Source organism: Chryseobacterium vaccae (assembly GCF_009602705.1).
GTDB classification, from domain to species: Bacteria; Bacteroidota; Bacteroidia; order Flavobacteriales; family Weeksellaceae; genus Chryseobacterium; species Chryseobacterium vaccae.
The window spans coordinates 4,669,055-4,687,971 of the sequence record NZ_VSWH01000001.1 but is presented as its reverse complement, the minus strand read 5'-3'; the positions used below and the strand labels follow the sequence as shown (position 1 = coordinate 4,687,971).

Here is an 18,917-nt window from a genome sequence, read left to right as displayed (position 1 = left end):
ACTAGTTTCTTCATATCAAATTAAAAAGCCATCAGATTTTTTTCTGATGGCTTTTGATTTTTATTAGTCTTCCTCATTCCATTTCACCCCCTGCATTTCACTTTCTGCATGTATCATAGCTTCATTGGAAGATAAAAAAGGAATAGAAATACTTCTGGAGGATATTATTCTATGTTCATTATACTGATAATCACCAAAATATAAGTAATAGACCAGACCATCAGAATTTAAATAAGGTTCGTCTTCACTATACCCTTCCTCATAAAACTGATCCCAGTCCTGTTCAACTAAAATTATCTTTTCAAAATGAGTTTCGGAGTATTTCCACGTCCCCTCCTTTATTATTCTTTGCATTATGTTTGTTTTAAGGGATAAATCTGTTTTTACAAAAACGATAAGTATTTTAAGCTTCCTAAATGTACATAAAACCATCTGCACAAAAAAACCACCAGAAAACTGATGGCTTCGGATTCACAAAAAACAAGTATATAAAAAATATATAGTTTATTATTAACTTCTCCAGAACAGATTCCCGTCATTCATCAGGGCTTCTGTTGGAGATATTCTGGACACAGCTTCTGCTGAACATGAAGCGTCGATGAATACAACTGCCGCTTCATCTCCTGCTTTAGGCCACTGCTGTTTTCCTTTTTCATCCAGCGGAAGAATACTTTGGGTAGCAAACTGTAGTGCTCTTGAAAGGGCAAATTCTGTAGCATAACCATACAATTCGGCAATAAGATTGGCTTTCTGAAGCATATTTCCGGATCCGAATGTGCTCCAGTAATCCTGCACATTATCATTTCCTATCAATACATTTACTCCATGTTTCTTTAATAACGAAATAGGCATAATGGTTTTTCCGAACGGTACCGACGAAGCAATTCCTACTTTTCCTTCTGCCAGTCTCTCCGCAATCTGCTCTGCTTCTTTTGTTGAAAGAAGAGCCAGAGCAAAGGCATGACTTACGAATGTTTTCCCCTGAAGCTGAGGATTTTCAATGGCTTTATCAATCAGGTAATTGATGGTTTTCATTCCCGAATCTCCGGTTTCATGAAGATGAATATCAATTCCTTTTTTATGATCCAGGGCCAGCTGTACCGTAAAATCAAGTACTTTTTCAATGCTTCCGTCGATGCTTAAAGGATCAAGACCTCCGATAAAACCTACACTTTTCAGTTGTGCAGCTTCTTTCATCAAGGGCGCAGAATCTGTATAATAAAGTCCGTGCTGCGGAAAAGCAACCAGCTCAGCACTGAATGAGTCTTTTTTATTTTCGAGGGCTCTTTCTAAATGTTCAAGTGATTTTAATCCGGAAGTGGTATCTACATTAAAATGAGTTCTCGCAAAATGGGTTCCGTAATGCTGTAAAAGGCTGATCAGCTGTTCCGCTCTTTCTACTGAAGTTTTTAAGAGTTTTGGAATAAGTTCCTGTTCATAGGCGATCATATCTTTCACAGATCTTCTTTTCGGAGATAGTGCCTGCCATGGAAGTCCGTATAAAGTTTTATCCAGGTGAACGTGCATATCTCTGAACGCAGGAAGCATGAGATATCCTTTTGCATCTACGGCTTCGGAATCAGGATCGTTGGTTTTTACCGCTTTAATCTTTCCGTCCTCAACATCAATACTGAAAAGGCCTGTTTTTGTTCCAACCACCTCTTCATTATCATATTCAAAACCTGTTTCCAGGCGGACATTTTTCAGGGAATATTTTCCTTTTGCAGTTAATTGATAGGGAAATTGCATGATTTAAAATTTTAACCATACAAAATTACACCTGTTCCTGCTCAAAACCGGTGTATCAATTATTTCTTGTGTTGTACAAATTATTCTTTGAACTGGGACGGGGTCATTCCGGTCTGTGCCTTAAAGAATTTGGAAAAGCTGGCATGATCGTAAAATCCAAGATCATACACAATATCTTTTACAGACATTTCGGAAACTTTCAGCAGACGTTTAGCCTCCAGCAGAATACGGTCCTGAATAAGGGATGAAGCCGATGCATTAAGGTTTTTCTTACAGACAATATTCAGGTAATTGGCAGAAATATTCAGTTTATCAGCATAGAAAGAAACGGATCTTTCTGTTTTAAAATGCTGATCGATCAGATGTAAAAATTTGGAAATAATAGGGTTTGAATGATAGACTTCAAAATCTTTAAAAGCTCCTTCCACAGATTTACTTACCATCAGACCAATTAGCTCGCTGCGCTTCTGGATCATTTCCCAAAAAACAGTTTCTCCTTTCAGTTCATTCCGGATGGCCTGAAATTCATATCTGAAGGTTTCAAAAATATCTTCGGGAAGATTGATTACCGGATGATTCTGATAATAAGATGCAGAAAACCTTAAAGACGGCAGAAAACTTTCAAACCAATCCCTGCTGATCATCAGCTGATAGCCTATTGTTTCTTTTTCAATCACCCATTGATGTACCTGATCGGGGAAAACAAGGTGGATCTGATGGTCTTTTACCTGATATTCTGTAAAATCAATCGTATGGGAACCTACACCGTGCTCAAAAAGATTAATGATAAAAAAATCATGTTTGTGGGGATCATCAATGGAACGTGCCCCGTAAAGTTCATTAAACAGCAGATTACAGCCCTTCAGCTGGTTTTCACTGAACTCCTGAATTCCTAAAACCGGAAAATGATCTGTATGATGGCCCACGCGGTCTGAATTTCTCCTAAAAGTAGTAAAAATTATAAGAGGCTGTTTCAATTTATTTCAAAAAATTCTAAGTTTACATGCTAAGTGTATAAAAGTCCACATCAGTCTTTAGAAATCTACGATTTCTATTTACTACAGAATAAAAAATCTGCTCAATCTGCAGAATCTGCGAGAAAATAAAAAAACCACAAAAACAAACGATCCATCACACTTTTATATCTGTGATTACTCCGAAAGAACGGGAAAATCACAGGCTATTTCTTTGAAAAGATTTATTGCTTTTCTAAGATTCAAATGATTAAATGTCTGTAGTTTTTGTGGTCAACACTAAACTATATATATCCAAATTTTGTCTTAGGATCTTAATATCCGGGCAATTTGTTCAAATCCCATAGCCTCGGCATGCTGCAGAGGAGTTTTTCCGGAATGATCAGGAATGCTGAGATCTGCACCATTTTCTTTTAAAATCTCTACGATTTCCTGATATTTTTTGGTTCCGTTTCCAAGGATTACGGCCTCCATAAGAGCCGTCCAGCCCAAACGGTTCACGTGATTAATTGGAAATCCTTTTGTCTTTACCAATACTTTCACGGTTTCCACATGTCCTCTTTCGCAGGCAGGAATTAATGCAGTACCATTATACCGGTTGAACAGGTCAAAACGGGCTCCGTTTTCCAAAAATAATTTCACCAATTCTGTCTGACCGCTTGCTCCGGCATATAGAAACGGACTGTCCAGCTGGTCATCCTGAAGATTAACATCTGCTTTATAAGAAACCAACAGCTTTGCCATTTCAACCTGTTTTTCTCTCGTAGCGATCAGCAGTAACGAACGCCCTATCCTATCTTTGGTATTGACATTTGCTCCTTTATCCAATGCTGATTTTACTCCTGCCAGATCATTTTTCTTTACCAGACCTATTATATCTTTCTGTTCCATCCTGTTTTCTTTTGGAGAGCCATCGGGTTTTGCCTCACAAGCACTCATGCTGCCGAATGCCAGTAGAAATATTAAAACTTTCATTGCGCCTCATTTTTAAGGTTAGAGATTTAAAAGACCACATTTCCCTGATGAACCAGAGATTCTACGTTTGAAATTCGGGATACAGCTTCGGCGGAACAACTTGCGTTTATCAGTACAAAGTCTGCCTGATCTCCTGTTTTAGGCCATTGCTGAACTCCTTTATCATCCAGTGGAAGTATATTTCCTGTCGCCAGTTTTAAGCTTCTGGATAACGCAAGCTCTGTAGAATAGCCGTAAAGCTGTGCCATAAGGTTGGCTTTCTGAAGCACACTTCCCGTTCCGAAAGTATTCCAGTGATCTACAATACTGTCATTTCCTGTTAATACCGTTACATTATGCTTATATAGAGTCGGAATTGGCATAACCAGTCTTCCGAAAGGGATTGTAGAGACAATTCCGATTTGTGCAGCTCCCAGTTTTTCGGCAACTTCTTCCTGTTTTGCAGCTTCCAATTTGCCCAATATAAAACAGTGGCTCAGATACGTTTTTCCTTTTAGAGAAGGGTTTTCATTAACTTTATCAATCAGATATTCCACGGTTTTCAACCCTGAATCCGCAGTTTCGTGCAGGTGAATGTCGATTCCTTTTTTATGATCTAAAGCCAGCTGAACCGTAAAATCGACCACCTTTTCAATATTTCCGTCAACATTGAACGGATCTACTCCACCGATAAAATCAATATCCATCTTAGCAGCTTCTTTCAGATAAGGCACTGAATCTGTATAAAACACTCCATGTTGAGGAAAAGCCACCAGCTCTGCTCCAAAGCCTTTCTTTTTATTATCCAGGGCTTTCTGTAAGTTTTTTAACGACTGTAGTTTTGACGTAGGCTCAATATTCACGTGACTTCGGGCAAATGATGTTCCTTTGGACTGTAACAGTTCAATCATCTTTTCTGCCTTGAATGTTGAGTTTTTAAGCATTTCAGGAAGCATCTTCTGCTCCAGTTCGATCATGCCTTTAATTCCTCCGGTTCTTTTTCTTACCGCCTGCCATTTATCTCCGTAGAAAGTCTTGTCCAGATGGATGTGCATGTCTTTAAATGCAGGAAGCATCAACAGGCCTTTTGCATCTACAGCTTTAGCATTGGGCTGATTCGGAGCAATTTTTGTAATTTTTCCGTTATCAACTTCAATATAAAACAGATCGGTTTTCGTAGCTATTACATCGCCTTCCTCATAGGTAAAACCTGTTTCCAGACGGACATTTTTAAGGCTTAATTTTCCTTTTGCCGAAACATTTTTCTCATCAAAAAAAGGTGATGCAGTCATGATGTTGGGTATTAAAGTTAATCCGGCCATTGCCAGCGCTGAGTTCCTGATAAAGTCCTTACGGGATATTGTATTGTCTGAAGTCGTCATTTCCAATCTCTTTCTGACAAAATTAAAAAGAACAGCTGTGAAGAAAGTGTATGGTTTATTACAAAATCTGTATAATTTATGCTTCAGGTAATTTTACCAGGCAGATTGAAAAGATTAGCAGGTATTCTTCTCCCAACTTCAAACCAGTCTAAATAAGATATTTTATCCCGGACTGAAGTTATAATTGTTTTCAAATTTTGTTTGTATTAAAGCTCTATCAGAACAACATATTAATCATTATAATTATCAGGTCGCTCCTACGGAGCTCTCCTTAGATCATGTATTAAATTCTATGAACATAGTACTCCTACGGAGCACTTAAAAAAACTCAAATAACATCATATTTTTTTTCAAAAATTTATAAATTGATCATCAATTATAACACTTAATATAAGTATAATTTTCTTATCCTGCACTGAGGTATATTTACTTTATAAAAACATTAATAATTTATATAAAGTTCCCGCAGATCGCGCCGATTTCGCAGATGTTTGCGCTGTAATCGGTGAAAGAAAAAGATGCATATAAAAAGTTATTTCTTTATAACGTTTCAACCAACAATGTGATTTTTCTTCTGTATATTAAAAAAATCTGTGGAATCTGTCGGAAATTACTTTATAAAAGTGAGAAAAGTTTGAAAATATCAATCTACATAAAGTTCCCACAGATCGCACTGATTTCGCAGATGTTTGTGATGTATTGAATTTCTGGCTGTTAAAAAAGATTTAGGAATCTGTGGAAAATAAAAAAACCGGATTTTAAACCCGGTCTTATTTTTATTTATTAGAATATTCAAATTTTCTTACTGCTTCCAGTGTCATATCAATTTCTTTTTCTTTGATGGCATCACTAATGAAGTAGGTTTCATAGCCGCTTGGAGGAAGGTAAATTCCGTTCTCAAGCATCTGATGGAAGAAATTATTAAATAATGAATGATTAGCTTCCTGAGCCTCATCAAAATTAGAAACCCTGTTGGTATGGAAGAAAACAGACATCATAGATCCTTTTCTGTTGATCTTATGAGCAATGTCTTTTTCATTCAGAATTTTTCCGATCTCAATGCTTAAGGTTTCTGTTGTTTTATCCAGTCTGTTGAAGAATTCCGGATCATTTTTAATCAGCTGAAGCGTTTTCAATCCAGCTCTCATAGCCAAAGGATTTCCACTTAATGTTCCGGCCTGATAAACCCCACCTTTTGGAGCAAGATGGTCCATGATTTCATTTCTTCCTGCGAAGGCTCCTACCGGCAGTCCGCCACCGATTACTTTTCCGTAGGTCACAAGGTCTGCTTTTACATTAAATAATTCCTGAGCTCCTCCAAAAGCCAGTCTGAAACCGGTCATTACTTCATCAAAAATCAGTAAAGCCCCGTTTTCGTCGCAGATTTTTCTAAGGTTTTGCAGGAAATTATTTTCAGGAAGTACACAACCCATATTTCCGGCTACCGGTTCAATGATAATAGCAGCAATTTCTCCCGGATTATGACGGAACAAATCCTGAACCTGCTCTATATCATTATAACGGGCCAAAAGAGTATCTTTTGCCGTACCTTCTGTTACTCCCGGAGAATTTGGATTCCCGAAAGTAGCTGCACCACTTCCTGCTTTAATCAGGAATGAATCTGAATGCCCGTGATAACAGCCTTCAAACTTGATGATTTTATCTCTTTTGGTGAAGCCTCTTGCCAGCCTTACTGCGCTCATACAAGCTTCTGTACCGGAAGAAACCATTCTGATCTGATCAATATTGGGAACATTTTCTACAATGAATTTTGCAATTTCGGTTTCCAGTTCTGTAGGCGCACCAAAAGAGAATCCTTTTTCGGCCTGTAGTTTCAGCTCTTCCAGTACTTCAGGATGAGTATGTCCTAAAATGGCGGGTCCCCATGAATTGATGTAATCGATATAGGTATTATCATCTGCATCTGTAAGGTAAGCCCCTTTCGCTGATTTCATAAAAACAGGAACTCCTCCTACTGATTTGAATGCACGTACGGGAGAGTTTACTCCGCCCGGAATGTATTGGTAAGCTTCATCAAATAAAGCCGAACTTCTTTGGTATTTCATATATTAGTTGCTGGTTGGCAGTTCTGGGTTGCCCCTGAAAACTACCAACAAAAAATTAATTTCTTGGTTTTTTGTCTATTAAATAGATCAGCTGTCCCGCAGAAGGCTGCTGGCCTTCGTCCATACGGTTTTTAGCATAGAGTTTATTCAGCTTGATTCCGAATTTCTGGGCGATATCATGCATATCTTCGCCAGATTCTGCTTTATAAGTGGCTGTATTTCCTGCAGAATTTTTGGATTCAAGGAAGACAATGTCATTTTTCTTTAAGACATCACTGTCCAGATCATTCCATTTCATTAGTCTGCTTTCGCTTACTTTAAATTTATTGGCAATGAATTTCACATTGGTATCTTCTGGAATAACGATGTATTTCAGGCCTTCGTTCGGATGGCTTTTGATAATAATTGAATTCAGAATTTCCGCTTTTGTTTTGATCCTTTCTACCCTTTTCTGCTGCTGGGCATATGATGTTTGCTTGTAAGGAACTTCTACCGTAACAGGATCTTTAACTTTTTTTACTGCTTTTGACGGTTCCAGCTGAGCCATGAAATTTCTATCATCCTTCAGGTCCGGATACATTTTAAGAACCGCATACAATACTTCATTGGTAGTAGTATTATCGTATTCGTAAAGCTTATATTTTTCAATTTTGCTGATCAGGATGGAAGCGTAGCGCGGATTGGTGGCATAACCTGCTTTTTTAAGACCGTGCGCCCATGCTCTGTAATCTTTCATATCCAATTTGAAAAGATTCGCGTAGTATTTTCTTGTTGCTAAGAATATGGAGTGGTCTTCATAGGACTGTCTCGGATCATCATATACACGGAAACATTCGTTAGGTGCATCGTCTGTATGTTTCATGGTTTTACCCGTCCAGTCTTCCTTACATTTTATTCCGAAGTGATTTTTGCCTTCCTGAGCCAGTCTGCTCTGTCCGCCCCCAGTCTCTAAAAGACCCTGAGCCAAAGTAATAGAAGCCGGAATTTTATATTTTTCCATTTCCTCTACGGCGTATTTAGCAAATCTTTGGATATACTGATCTTCAGTGGCCCAGCCCTGAGCTGAAAATTTTGATAAAACTAAAAGGCTTATTAGTAAGAGAAGTCTTTTCATGTTTTTCAATTTACTTATATAATTAAATTTCTGTTCTGTTTTTCTAAAAGCAGATTAGCGCCTTCAATTCCCTGCAGTCCGCCTGTATGAAAGCACAAAATTCTGCTGTGTTCAGGAAAATATCCTTCATCAATTAGTTCGAAAACCTTCTGCATCATCTTTCCTGTATAAACCGGTTCCAACGGAGTTCCATATTTTTCTTTGAAGTCATTGATAAAACGGATGTTCTCATCTTTTATTTTACCATAACCTCCAAAACATGAATCTATTAGATCAAAATTCCGTCTTGAAGTTAATTCAACTATTTTATTCTCCAGTGAATCATCGTCAACCACTTTAAATCCTATAACTTTCTGATTTTCTTCACAAAATTTTGAGATCCCTGCAATGGTTCCTCCGGTTCCTACCGCAGTGCAAAGATAATCAAAATCTTTTGTTTGGTCATTCAGCATCATTTTTATGCCTTCTACAGCCTCTTTGTTTGTTCCTCCTTCTGGTACTACAAGCGCTTCGGGAAATTCGAGCTGAAGAAATTCGGTTAATTTTTCTTTATGCCGATATTCTTCGCGGGTTACAAATTTCAAATTCATCCCGTTTCTTTTGGCAAAAAGCAATGTAGGGTTATCTCTCCATTTATCCCGGAGTTCCTCACCTCTTATCACACCTAACGTTGGAATTCCCGCAGCATTCCCAGCTGCCGCGACCGCAGCAATATGATTGGAAAATGCACCACCAAAAGTAATAACATAAGGTTTTCCAGGATTTTTATCGAGATACCGGTTGATATTATAGAATAGTTTCCAGTATTTATTCCCCGAGATATAGGGATGAATAAGATCTTCCCTTTTAATGAAGAGCTTTATATTGTTATTAACAGCTATTTCCTGAATAGGAACAGGTTCTGCCGGGACGGTTAACCGCATCTTTTTTCTTGACTATTAAGATTTATACAAAATTAATAAAAGATTTATGAAATGTTGAGATTGGGGAATGTGTGGGATTGAATATTTCGATAGAAATCAAGAATAATTTCATTCCGGATTACCGGGAGGTTAATATGATGTTTTTTTTATTTTAAATGGGCTGAAGCCCGTTTTGTAATGATACAGGATTGTTTAATAGGGTTAGAAAAAATCTATAATTTTTTAATAAATTCTGTGGTCTTTTTCAAAACCAATTCCGGAGTTTCTTTGTGGGGAGTGTGTCCTATTTCGGGAATGATGTATTTTTCTGCTGGTCCGCTTATCTGAATTACTGTTTTTTCAACCTGATCCAAAGTTCCGTATTCATCGACTTCCCCTTGAATGAATAGTAATGGGCATTTAATGTCTTTTAAAAGATATTCTATATTCCAGGTTCTGTAGTCTTCTCTCGTCCAGGTTTCGGTCCAAGCTCTGAAAAGCATTTCTACTTTGTTGCCATGGTATTTTTTCAGGCGTTCCGGAAGGTTGGTTGTTTTATATGCTTCCCAGGCATCATATACGCCTTTTAATGTAATTTCTTCTACAAAAATATGCCCTGCCTCACACACTACGGCTTTTGTCTTTTCCGGGTATTTTGCAGCAGTGATCAGGGCAATGGTCCCGCCGTCACTGTGGCCGAATAAAATGGCGCTATTGATCTTAAGTTTTGTCAGCAGCTCATTCAGAAAATCCGCTTCCAGCTCCATGTAATTAACAGGTCTTTTATGGGTAAGCATGGGACCTGATTTTCCATAGCCCGCTCTGTCATACGCCAGAAAATTACACCCTGTTGCTTCTGACAACCAAGTAGGAAAATCTCTCCAAAGCTGTACACAACCTAAAGAATCATGGAGAAAAACGATGACGGGGCTGCCTTCAAAACGATTATTGTATTCTATATAAATATCAGTTCCATTGATTTCTGTCAGCTTGCTTTGGGTCATGATTTTTGCTGCAATTTGTTTAATTCCGTTTTATCACTTTTATAAAACGTCCGCGCAAATGTATTAATTAATGAAAATAATTCCCATATTAAAATACAGAGTTTAAATATAAAAGGCTGGAAGACGGAAGAAGGAGGCTGGAAGTTACTTCTGTTATAGGTATTGAAAGCCACCAAAAAATCAAATTAAATAAAAACAGGTCAACACTTATTATCGATGACCTTTATAACGTCCTTCTTCCATCACCCAGCTTCAAACCTGCAACCATCAGATATTCTTATCCTGAGCTGAGGTTATTTACAAAGACGGTGATTTTGCTTCTTCAAATTCTTTCAGGAGTGTACTGAACACTGTTTCTACCGGAAGAATATCATGAATTAATGCTGATACCTGCCCGATTTCCAGTTCTCCATCTTCCATATCTCCTTCAAACATTCCGCGTTTTGCTCTGGCTCTTCCTAAAGATGCTGTTAAAGCTTCTTTATTTCTTCCGGATTGGTAGATACCTTCCAATTCGTTAAAGAATTTATTTTTCACCATCCTTACCGGGGCCAGTTCTTTTAAGGTAAGGTGAGTATCTCCTTCATTCAGCTCTGTAATTTTCTTTTTCCAGTTTTCATGAGCGCTTGCTTCTACGGTGGCAGCGAAACGGGAACCAATCTGTACCCCGTCTGCTCCTAAAATCATTGCGGCTTTCATCTGTGAGCCTAATGCTATTCCGCCCGCAGCAATCAATGGTTTGGAGATATGCTGTTTTACATTAGGAATCAGGCAGAAGGTTGTGGTCTCATCTCTACCGTTATGTCCTCCGGCTTCAAAACCTTCAGCGACAACGGCATCTACGCCTGCTTCTTCGCATTTTACGGCAAATTTGGTTGAAGATACCACGTGGGCAACGGTAAGGCCTTCTTTCTGAAGTGTTTCTGTATATGTTTTAGGATTTCCTGCGGAGGTAAAAACTATTTTTACACCTTCTTCTAAAATAATCTGGATGATTTCTTCCAAGTTAGGATATAGCATGGGAACATTCACTCCGAACGGCTTATCTGTAGCCATTTTACATTTCTGAATGTTTTCTCTCAGGATATCGGGATACATACTTCCCGCTCCTATTAATCCTAGTCCTCCGCAATTGGAAACCGCCGAAGCCAGCCTCCATCCGGAGTGCCAGATCATTCCGGCCTGAATTATTGGATATTGTATATTAAAAAGCTGTGTAATTCTATTCTGCTCTGTCTGCATCTGATGAAATTTTTTTGCTGAATTAAAGTCTATAAAATTGCTCATGCGTAAAAATACTAAAAACAAGGATTCTCAGTGATTAAAAAATGGATAAAATAACTGATATTTACTATGATTTCAATCGATAGTTATACAAAACAGCATCTATTACCGGGCTTAGATTAAGAAATTTATGAGCCATTATACACAGATCATTCTGAATACGGTCAGGAGTAAGTTCTATCCAGCCTTCCATCAGGGTAAGAGGGCCGTATCTTACACTGACATTCTCCCAGTTTCCCTGATCATCTGCAAATTGCTTTCTAAAGTCTTCTGCAAAGCTTCGAGCCGGGATTTTGTACTCTTTAAGTGCTCTCAGTTAGAGAGCATGAATATTATAGTACAATTTTCTTTTCTCAACTGTTTTTTCATTAACCCAGGCTGAAAAAAAGATCCTTCCCCGGAGCATTCAGAGGAGATTCGGGAGTACTGGACCATTCCGGCTTGTATATTTTTAATGCAACAGATTCAAGGACATCATCCACAGATACCCGGAGGCCTGCGTCACAAAACTCTTTTCCGGAAATAATATCCACTGCTTCCTGAAACTTCTGTCTGTAAAAATCTTCATCCATTACTTTAAAGTTGATCGTTTAAAGATAGAATTTTTCAGAAAGGAAATAGTATTGAGACAAAAAAAACCTCCAGAAATTCTGAAGGTTTATATTTTATTTTTTGAGTGATTCTTTTTTCCAGTTGGCTTTGAAATTACAACTGTCATAACGGCCGTCTATCGACATAAAGATTGTAGGAAGTTTAGAATTAACGAACTTCTCAACCATCTCGTTCTTTTTCTTATTGAGTGCCATTTGCTTGATTCTGTTATAATCTGTTTCCAGCGTAATCTGGTGAGCAGGAATTACATCTTCAATTTTGATGATCTTCACCAGCTTTCTTTTGTTTTCCTCTTCTTCAAAAGCGGGAGTGATATCTCCTTTATTCAGCCCTGCCAATTCATAGCTGATTGTTCCTGGAATGCTTTCTCTTTCAATTTTATCAGAACCATCTGCTCCGGGAATAACCCCAGCATTGAACTTGGTTCTTTTATCATCTGAAAATTTAAACGCAGCATCTTTAAATGTCATTTTCCCATCCTGGATCAATCCTTTGATGCTATCAAGCTTAGCTTTAGCAGTCTTGATTTCATCATCAGTAGGAGTAGCCTTTAAAAGAATGTGGCGTGCATCATATACTTTACCTGACTTCTTCAGTAACTGAATAATATGATATCCGAATTCAGACTCAATCGGTTCTGAAATTTCATTTTCCTGAAGATTCAGCGCAGCCGCTTCAAATGGTTTTACCATTTGTCCTTTGTAGATATTTTTATACAGACCTCCGGTGGCAGCAGATCCTTCATCCTCGGAATAAATTCTTGCCTGGCTTTCAAAAGTTTCACCGCCCAGGATATCCTGTTTGATTTTCTTAAGACGTTTAATAAGGTCATCTTTATGCGCTTCAGTCAGTTTAGGATACATGACAATCTGAGCCATAGAAATTTCATCTTTTACCTCAGGAAGCTGCATTTTATATAGGTTATAAAAGTCTGTTACTTCATTAGGAGTAACGTCTGCTTTTTCTGTAACACGCTGATATTTTGCCTGCCCGTAGTACTGGTCAGTATCGATCTTCTCGATCGCATTTTTCATTTCATATCCGTTTCTGAACTTATAGGCAGCTAACATTGTTTTTTCGTCCGGGAACTGAGAAAGAAGCTGACGGTATTTCGCATTCGCCTGCTCTTTAATGGCAGCAGAACGGTTTTCAATTAATGTATCTTTTTTTGCTTCGTATACCAAAAGCTTATTGCTGATCAGATTTTCCAGGAACTCACACTTATCCGTATTAGAAGCTCCCTGCTGTTTTGCGTAGTGCATCTGTTCGTTTACATCAGATTCCAGAACAATTTCATCTCCGATTACAGCCGCAATACCATCCACTAATTCTCCTGGTTTTAGCTGGGCATTTATCATGTTTGAAGAGAATATCATCATGAAAATCCCAAGGAGAAAAGTGATTTTTAGTTTATTTGTCATTTTACTATTTTAAACAAGTTGCAAATTTAGAATTCTTAATGAATTACACTAAATTTTTTATTATAAATATTTCTTAAAAAGACTTATTTATTGCAGTTCAACATCAAATGTCGTTAATTCTTTGAATTGTCTCAATCTGCTGAACATATCAGATTCATTTACTTCCTGAATTCTTTCTGTTCCGAATTTTTCAACGGTGAAAGAAGCCATGGCAGAACCTACGATTAATGCAGATTTCATGGTCTCAAAATCAAATTTTCCTTTTTTAGCAAGATAAGCGGCAAAGCCTCCTGCGAAAGTATCTCCGGCTCCGGTTGGATCGAAAACTTCTTCTAACGGAAGCGCAGGAATAGCGAATACTTTGCTGTCGTGGAAAAGAAGGGCTCCGTGCTCTCCTTTTTTGATAATGACATATTGAGGTCCCATTTCGTGGATCTTTTTAGCCGCTTTTACTAAGGAATATTCTCCTGAAAGCTGTCTTGCTTCCTCATCATTGATGGTGATCACATCTGTTTTAGCAATCATATCCATCAGAATATCCCAAGCCGTATCCATCCAGAAATTCATGGTATCCAGGATCACAAGTTTAGGACGTTCATTCATTTTTTCCAATACGGAAAGCTGAACACCCGGGTGCAGGTTTCCAAGCAGCAAGATCTCTGCATTCTGCATCGAATCTGGAATTTTCGGATCAAAGTTTTCCAAAACATTCACTTCTGTAGCTAAAGTATCTCTTGTGTTCAGATCGTTGTGATATTTTCCGGACCAGAAGAACGTTTTTCCTTCTTTTACGATCTCAATTCCTTCGATGTTCACATCTCTTCCGGAGAACATATCAAGATGTTCCTGTGGAAAATCTCCTCCTACTACAGAAACAATACCAGATTTAACGCCTAAAATAGATGAAGTAATGCTGATGTATGTGGCAGCACCTCCTAAAATTTTATCTGTTTTACCAAATGGCGTCTCGATTGCATCAAATGCAACACTTCCTACAACTAAAAGTTTCATATATTTTTCAATGTATTTTAAAAGTAATTTATTTTTTCCATTCAAAAGTATCCAGCAGGTGCTTCATATCATTTTTGATATAGTTCACTGCGGGAGCCAGAGAATCCGGCTTTGGTCTTGTATTAAAGTATAAATAAGCAGTCACAAAATGTTTTGTGCTGTCTGTAATGTAAAACTGAAGATTGGAAGCACTCTGCCCTTTCAATTCATAGAAGTTTCCGTATACCTTTTTTTCAGGGTATTCAAAAGATTTGGTTTCTATGGAACTGGCTTTCACGGTATGTTCGTATACCATTTTTTCGGCTTCCTTGATATGATCTGCGAAATCGTTTTGTATCGGGTAATAGGTTACGAATACCTTAGCCTTCATTTGCGGATAGTTCAGATAATACCAGCACGGCTTTTTGGCGGGTGTTAATGATGCAAAGTCTGAATATTCAAAGGTATAAGCACAGCTGCTTTCAAATTTCTGGTATTTCGGTGCAGGATATTCCAGACGAAGTTCTCCGTAAGGTTTGGGAACCGAATCTTTCCCACATGAAACAACAAGCAGCGTGATGAAAATAAAAATGACGTTTTTAATCATTTTGCAAAAGTACAAATTAGATTTCAGATTTAGGAAGACAAATTTCAGTCTTTCAGTGAGTTTTGAATGTAGTTTTCCAAAGGCTTCGGAAAAGACCTTTCATGAAAGGCTTCAAAGTCTGTGACAATGTACTGATTCTGCTCTGTAAAGCTATTCCAGGCCGCCTCAGACACTACTTCTACATCGGTAATTTCAATGGTCAGGTTCTTGTGGGTCAGCTTATGGGAAATTGTTTTTGTGTTTCTGATAAAGGGTTTGAGTTCCGCTGGGAGCTCTGGTAAAAACTCAAATAATTTCTTCCAGATAAAATCCTCTTTTCTCTGCTGAATTAAAAACTGTCCGTTTCTGTGCACAAAATAGTATTGTAGAGCAAGGTCTTCTGCTTTTACTTTTTTGGTCTTCACCGGAAAATCAGAAACTTTCTGTAAAGAGAATGCTAGACAGTCTTCATTCACAGGACATTCCCCACAAAGAGGATTCTTGGGTTTACAAACTTCGGAACCTATGTCCATCATAGCCTGATTAAAGTCGCCTGCACTTTCAGGCATTATCAGGAAGGCCAGTTCAGAAAAATAGGTAAAGGCTTTTGAACTGGAAATATCGAAATCATCTGCAAAAATACGGCTCAATACTCTGTAAAAGTTGCCGTCAACTGCTGGCATTCTTCCTCCAAAACAAATACTTGAAATAGCGGCGGCGGTATATTTTCCCACCCCTTTCAGTTTTAAAATCTCTTCATACTGTTCCGGAAATGTACCTTGATAATCATTCATAATCTGCTGAGCGGCCTTATGGATATTGATTGCTCTTGAGTAATATCCCAATCCTTTCCAGTATAACAGAACCTCATCTTCTTCAGCTTCAGCTAAAGTTTTTACATCGGGAAATCTTTTAATAAAGCTATTATAATGACCCAGCCCCTGACTGATCCTCGTCTGCTGAAAAACAATTTCGCAGATCCAGATTTTGTAAGGGTCTTTCGTCTGCCTGAACGGCAGGTCTCTTGCATTCTTCTTGTACCAGTTTAAAAGCTTGTTTCCAATATGGAGAAAGCCTGAACTTTTATGATCTTTTTCCAAAAACCTCAGTCTGTTTAAATAATTGAAGGAATGCTTAGCTTAATATACAACTACACTCCCGTTATGCAAAGATAAACTTATTTTGATTTATAAAGGATTGAAGCCGGGAGCTATAAATATCATCAATAATAAGTGCTGATCTATCTTTATCTTTTTTATAGTATTTTGATTTTACAATGTCTTTCTATACCTATAATCAGAAGCAACTTCCAGCTTCCTTCTTCCAGCCATTGATTATTTATCTTTTTTAATGGAATATACCGGAGCTGCCTTCAGCCATTGGTAGTTAAGGTTTCTGTCTTTTCTGATCAGAGTATACCCTTCGAGTCTCTTAAGATAGACGTACATGGAATCATTTTTAAGCTTAAGCCTCTGGTGAGATAAAAACATGAAAGGATAGTTCATGACAGAATCTCTCACTGTTTTCAGGATTTTTCCGTTTCTCACCTGGTAAAGAAAGAACGGCTTTCCTCTCCCTGATGAACTGTCTACCAGTTTTACAGAGGAACTTCCGACCACCAGTTCACTGGCGTCAAAACATTCTTCTTCATTCATGATATAAGCTTTCCCTTCCTGGCGTTCGTTTTTAAAATAGTCTATTTTATAATGATCAGGGCTTTGATATTTCTTTTCACAGCCTGTCAGAACAAGCATTACAGCTACCGGGAGAGCATATGTTTTTAAGGTTATATTAATTTTCATGTGATTTGGCAGTAAAAAACCGATGTAAAAAATGCATCGGTTTTTATTATTAAAAGTTGGGTTGTAATTATTCCTGAGTATACTGTGCATCCCATTCGTTACCATCATCACCCTTGTGTCCGTCTAGTTTGATAACGAAACTTTTTGTAGGGAAATAAGGCGTCATACGGATGTCAAGCCATACTCTGTCTTTGTTTACTCTGTCCTGTTCAAAACGAACAATTTTGAACTTTTCGATCAGTTTATCCGGGCCTTTGATGTTGTCCAGGAATGTTACAATCTGTCTTCTCAGATCATCTTCATTCTTGGCATTCCAGTTTTCAAAAGCTCTTCTGTTCAGGAAGTCCAGTAATACTTTGGTTACATAGTCGAATACACGAACTACGGAATAGGTCTGAAGACCAATGTTATCTCCTGTGAATAATGTTTTCGCAGAGAAAGCCATGATCTTTCCATATTCATTAACCATTGGTACAAGTCCCATTTTTTCCAACTGAGAAATTTCACTTTTCTTCAATTCGAATTTTACAGCATCTACCTCGTTGATGTTACCGTGTTTTTTACCTGCTGCAACCTGAGACATCAGTGTTTTGTGGATTTTTCCAGCTAATGAAGTGGAAGGCGGAAGTTCTACGTTTTCCTCTTCTCCTACTTCTTCAGCTTTTCCTCTACCCACTAACCAGTTACATGTCATGATCACGTTACTTCTGTGAAGCTCACCACCTGTAAGGTTGGCAGAGTGGAATAAATCTACCACATCATCCGGCTTATCAAGGTTGGCGAAATCTGTAACCATCATTACTTTGTTCTCGTTACAGATCTTAGCCCATTTTTCAATCACTTTATTGGATCCTAAATATCCAGGAATCGCAAGAAGTGAGTAGTTATCTCTAAGGTCTAAACGGTCATAGTAATTTTTGAATTCTTCAGAAATAGCATCAATGAACAGTGGATTATCCAGATCTGAAACCTGTTCAAGGCTGGCGTTAACGATGCTTACGTTATCTACTTTATCCAGTTCTGTATTTTTATAGAATTGAGCTACTGTTCTGTAGTTGGTTTCCAGCATACGGACTGCATCGAGTGTATTTTTCAGATTGGTTTTTAAATTCTGATCTGCGGCCTGAGCTTTTGTCTTGCAAGTATCGGCCATTTTATCTGCAGATTCGTTTCCTTCCAACAGGCTAACCCACAGGTTAATTTTCTGGAGAAGTTCTTTTCTTTCCTCTGCTTTATTGGAGTCGTTCAGGAAGATTTCTTTTCTTGCCTTTCTTGTTGGGTTCATATTGGCGATACCGTCTACAACGGATTCAACAAAGCCAAAACCTCCCATTTTATTAAGCTCTGCAAGCGGGTTGCCCTTCGGCTGCCCGGAGTGCTGCTGCTGTTGTCCCTGCTGCTGGCTTTCTTGTGCTTGTAATTTGCTATCCATGATTTGATTTAATGTAATTATTTTTCAAGTTCTTGTGCCACTTCTTTCAATACTTCAATGAACGCAGCTCTTGTCTGATCGTTCTCCAGCATATTACGCAGTATCTTATTGGTTTTCAGCTGGCGTACGATTTTATTGTACTGCTCCTGTTCCATGCTAAGCTGCTGTAGATAATCTGATTTTTGGGTAAGACTTTTGGGTGTAAAGTCCCCAAGATTCTGAAAACGGAATTCTTCTTCTACCATACCGCCATCCTCTGTTTCATGCTGTACCGCTACAGAAGGCTGGAAATGTCTGAAGACATCTTCTACGGTTTTTAATCCTGTTACAATTTCAGGGGTATACGATTCTTCTGTTGTAAGCTGGCTTACTATCAGTGATTTATTTTCCTGTATTTCCTGGATAGCTTCATTAGCGTCTACTTTTACCTCGTTTCCGCCAACACCATAATTAAACATTGCCATATTATTATTATTTTGAGATTTCTGATTTTGATTAGGATCTGTCTAAGAGCAATTTACTGATATACTCAATAAATTACTAATCCAATGTTTAAATTTAAAAAAAAACTGTAACATACAAAATTTTGTCAAGATTTTTCTTGAAATATTTAATTTAACCAATTATATTATAACGGAATATCAT

At 37.9% G+C, this 18,917-nt stretch carries 18 protein-coding genes; all 18 read right to left on the bottom strand.

The features are described from left to right. Positions 1-63 precede the first annotated feature (63 nt). Complete coding sequence (locus tag FW768_RS21525) at positions 64-354, bottom strand: hypothetical protein (RefSeq protein ID WP_153399058.1); 291 nt, start codon at positions 352-354, stop codon at positions 64-66. 156 nt (positions 355-510) lie between these two features. Continuing rightward, a complete protein-coding gene (locus tag FW768_RS21520; protein ID WP_153399056.1) occupies positions 511-1,749 on the bottom strand; it encodes an amidohydrolase in 1,239 nt (412 codons plus the stop codon). Positions 1,750-1,829: 80 nt separating this feature from the next. Next, positions 1,830-2,675 carry an AraC family transcriptional regulator gene (locus tag FW768_RS21515; protein ID WP_153399054.1) on the bottom strand — a complete coding sequence of 282 codons (846 nt, stop codon included), beginning with the start codon at positions 2,673-2,675 and terminating at the stop codon, positions 1,830-1,832. 354 nt (positions 2,676-3,029) lie between these two features. Further along, on the bottom strand, positions 3,030-3,698 hold the full coding sequence (locus FW768_RS21510; RefSeq protein WP_153399051.1) for an ankyrin repeat domain-containing protein: 669 nt from the start codon (positions 3,696-3,698) through the stop codon (positions 3,030-3,032). Between the two features lie 26 nt (positions 3,699-3,724). After that, complete coding sequence (locus FW768_RS21505; protein ID WP_153399048.1) at positions 3,725-5,059, bottom strand: amidohydrolase; 1,335 nt, start codon at positions 5,057-5,059, stop codon at positions 3,725-3,727. Between the two features lie 776 nt (positions 5,060-5,835). Continuing rightward, positions 5,836-7,125, bottom strand: a complete 1,290-nt coding sequence (hemL, locus tag FW768_RS21500; protein WP_153399046.1) for a glutamate-1-semialdehyde 2,1-aminomutase — start codon at positions 7,123-7,125, stop codon at positions 5,836-5,838. Positions 7,126-7,180: 55 nt separating this feature from the next. Further along, positions 7,181-8,239, bottom strand: a complete 1,059-nt coding sequence (locus FW768_RS21495) for a glucosaminidase domain-containing protein (protein ID WP_153399043.1) — start codon at positions 8,237-8,239, stop codon at positions 7,181-7,183. Positions 8,240-8,253: 14 nt separating this feature from the next. Further along, a complete protein-coding gene (locus FW768_RS21490) occupies positions 8,254-9,162 on the bottom strand; it encodes a 1-aminocyclopropane-1-carboxylate deaminase/D-cysteine desulfhydrase (RefSeq protein WP_153399040.1) in 909 nt (302 codons plus the stop codon). A 212-nt stretch (positions 9,163-9,374) separates the two neighbouring features. Next, a complete protein-coding gene (locus tag FW768_RS21485) occupies positions 9,375-10,145 on the bottom strand; it encodes an alpha/beta fold hydrolase (protein WP_153399037.1) in 771 nt (256 codons plus the stop codon). Between the two features lie 297 nt (positions 10,146-10,442). Then, the gene (locus tag FW768_RS21480; protein ID WP_153399034.1) at positions 10,443-11,387 is read right to left on the bottom strand and encodes an NAD(P)H-dependent flavin oxidoreductase; all 945 of its coding nucleotides are present in this window, start codon (positions 11,385-11,387) and stop codon (positions 10,443-10,445) included. Between the two features lie 410 nt (positions 11,388-11,797). After that, entirely contained in the window at positions 11,798-12,001 is a 204-nt protein-coding gene (locus FW768_RS21475) for a hypothetical protein (RefSeq protein ID WP_153399031.1), read from the bottom strand. A gap of 93 nt (positions 12,002-12,094) precedes the next feature. After that, a complete protein-coding gene (locus tag FW768_RS21470; RefSeq protein ID WP_153399028.1) occupies positions 12,095-13,462 on the bottom strand; it encodes a peptidylprolyl isomerase in 1,368 nt (455 codons plus the stop codon). 87 nt (positions 13,463-13,549) lie between these two features. Next, positions 13,550-14,473 carry a PfkB family carbohydrate kinase gene (locus FW768_RS21465; RefSeq protein ID WP_153399025.1) on the bottom strand — a complete coding sequence of 308 codons (924 nt, stop codon included), beginning with the start codon at positions 14,471-14,473 and terminating at the stop codon, positions 13,550-13,552. 28 nt (positions 14,474-14,501) lie between these two features. Continuing rightward, complete coding sequence (gene gldD / locus FW768_RS21460; RefSeq protein WP_153399023.1) at positions 14,502-15,059, bottom strand: gliding motility lipoprotein GldD; 558 nt, start codon at positions 15,057-15,059, stop codon at positions 14,502-14,504. Positions 15,060-15,103: 44 nt separating this feature from the next. Beyond that, a complete protein-coding gene (gene mutY, locus FW768_RS21455; protein WP_153399020.1) occupies positions 15,104-16,138 on the bottom strand; it encodes an A/G-specific adenine glycosylase in 1,035 nt (344 codons plus the stop codon). A 234-nt stretch (positions 16,139-16,372) separates the two neighbouring features. After that, positions 16,373-16,840 carry a hypothetical protein gene (locus tag FW768_RS21450; protein ID WP_231128765.1) on the bottom strand — a complete coding sequence of 156 codons (468 nt, stop codon included), beginning with the start codon at positions 16,838-16,840 and terminating at the stop codon, positions 16,373-16,375. Between the two features lie 67 nt (positions 16,841-16,907). Then, entirely contained in the window at positions 16,908-18,272 is a 1,365-nt protein-coding gene (locus FW768_RS21445) for a DUF5458 family protein (RefSeq protein ID WP_153399015.1), read from the bottom strand. Between the two features lie 17 nt (positions 18,273-18,289). Then, the gene (locus tag FW768_RS21440; RefSeq protein ID WP_047096402.1) at positions 18,290-18,736 is read right to left on the bottom strand and encodes a type VI secretion system contractile sheath small subunit; all 447 of its coding nucleotides are present in this window, start codon (positions 18,734-18,736) and stop codon (positions 18,290-18,292) included. Positions 18,737-18,917: the final 181 nt, after the last annotated feature.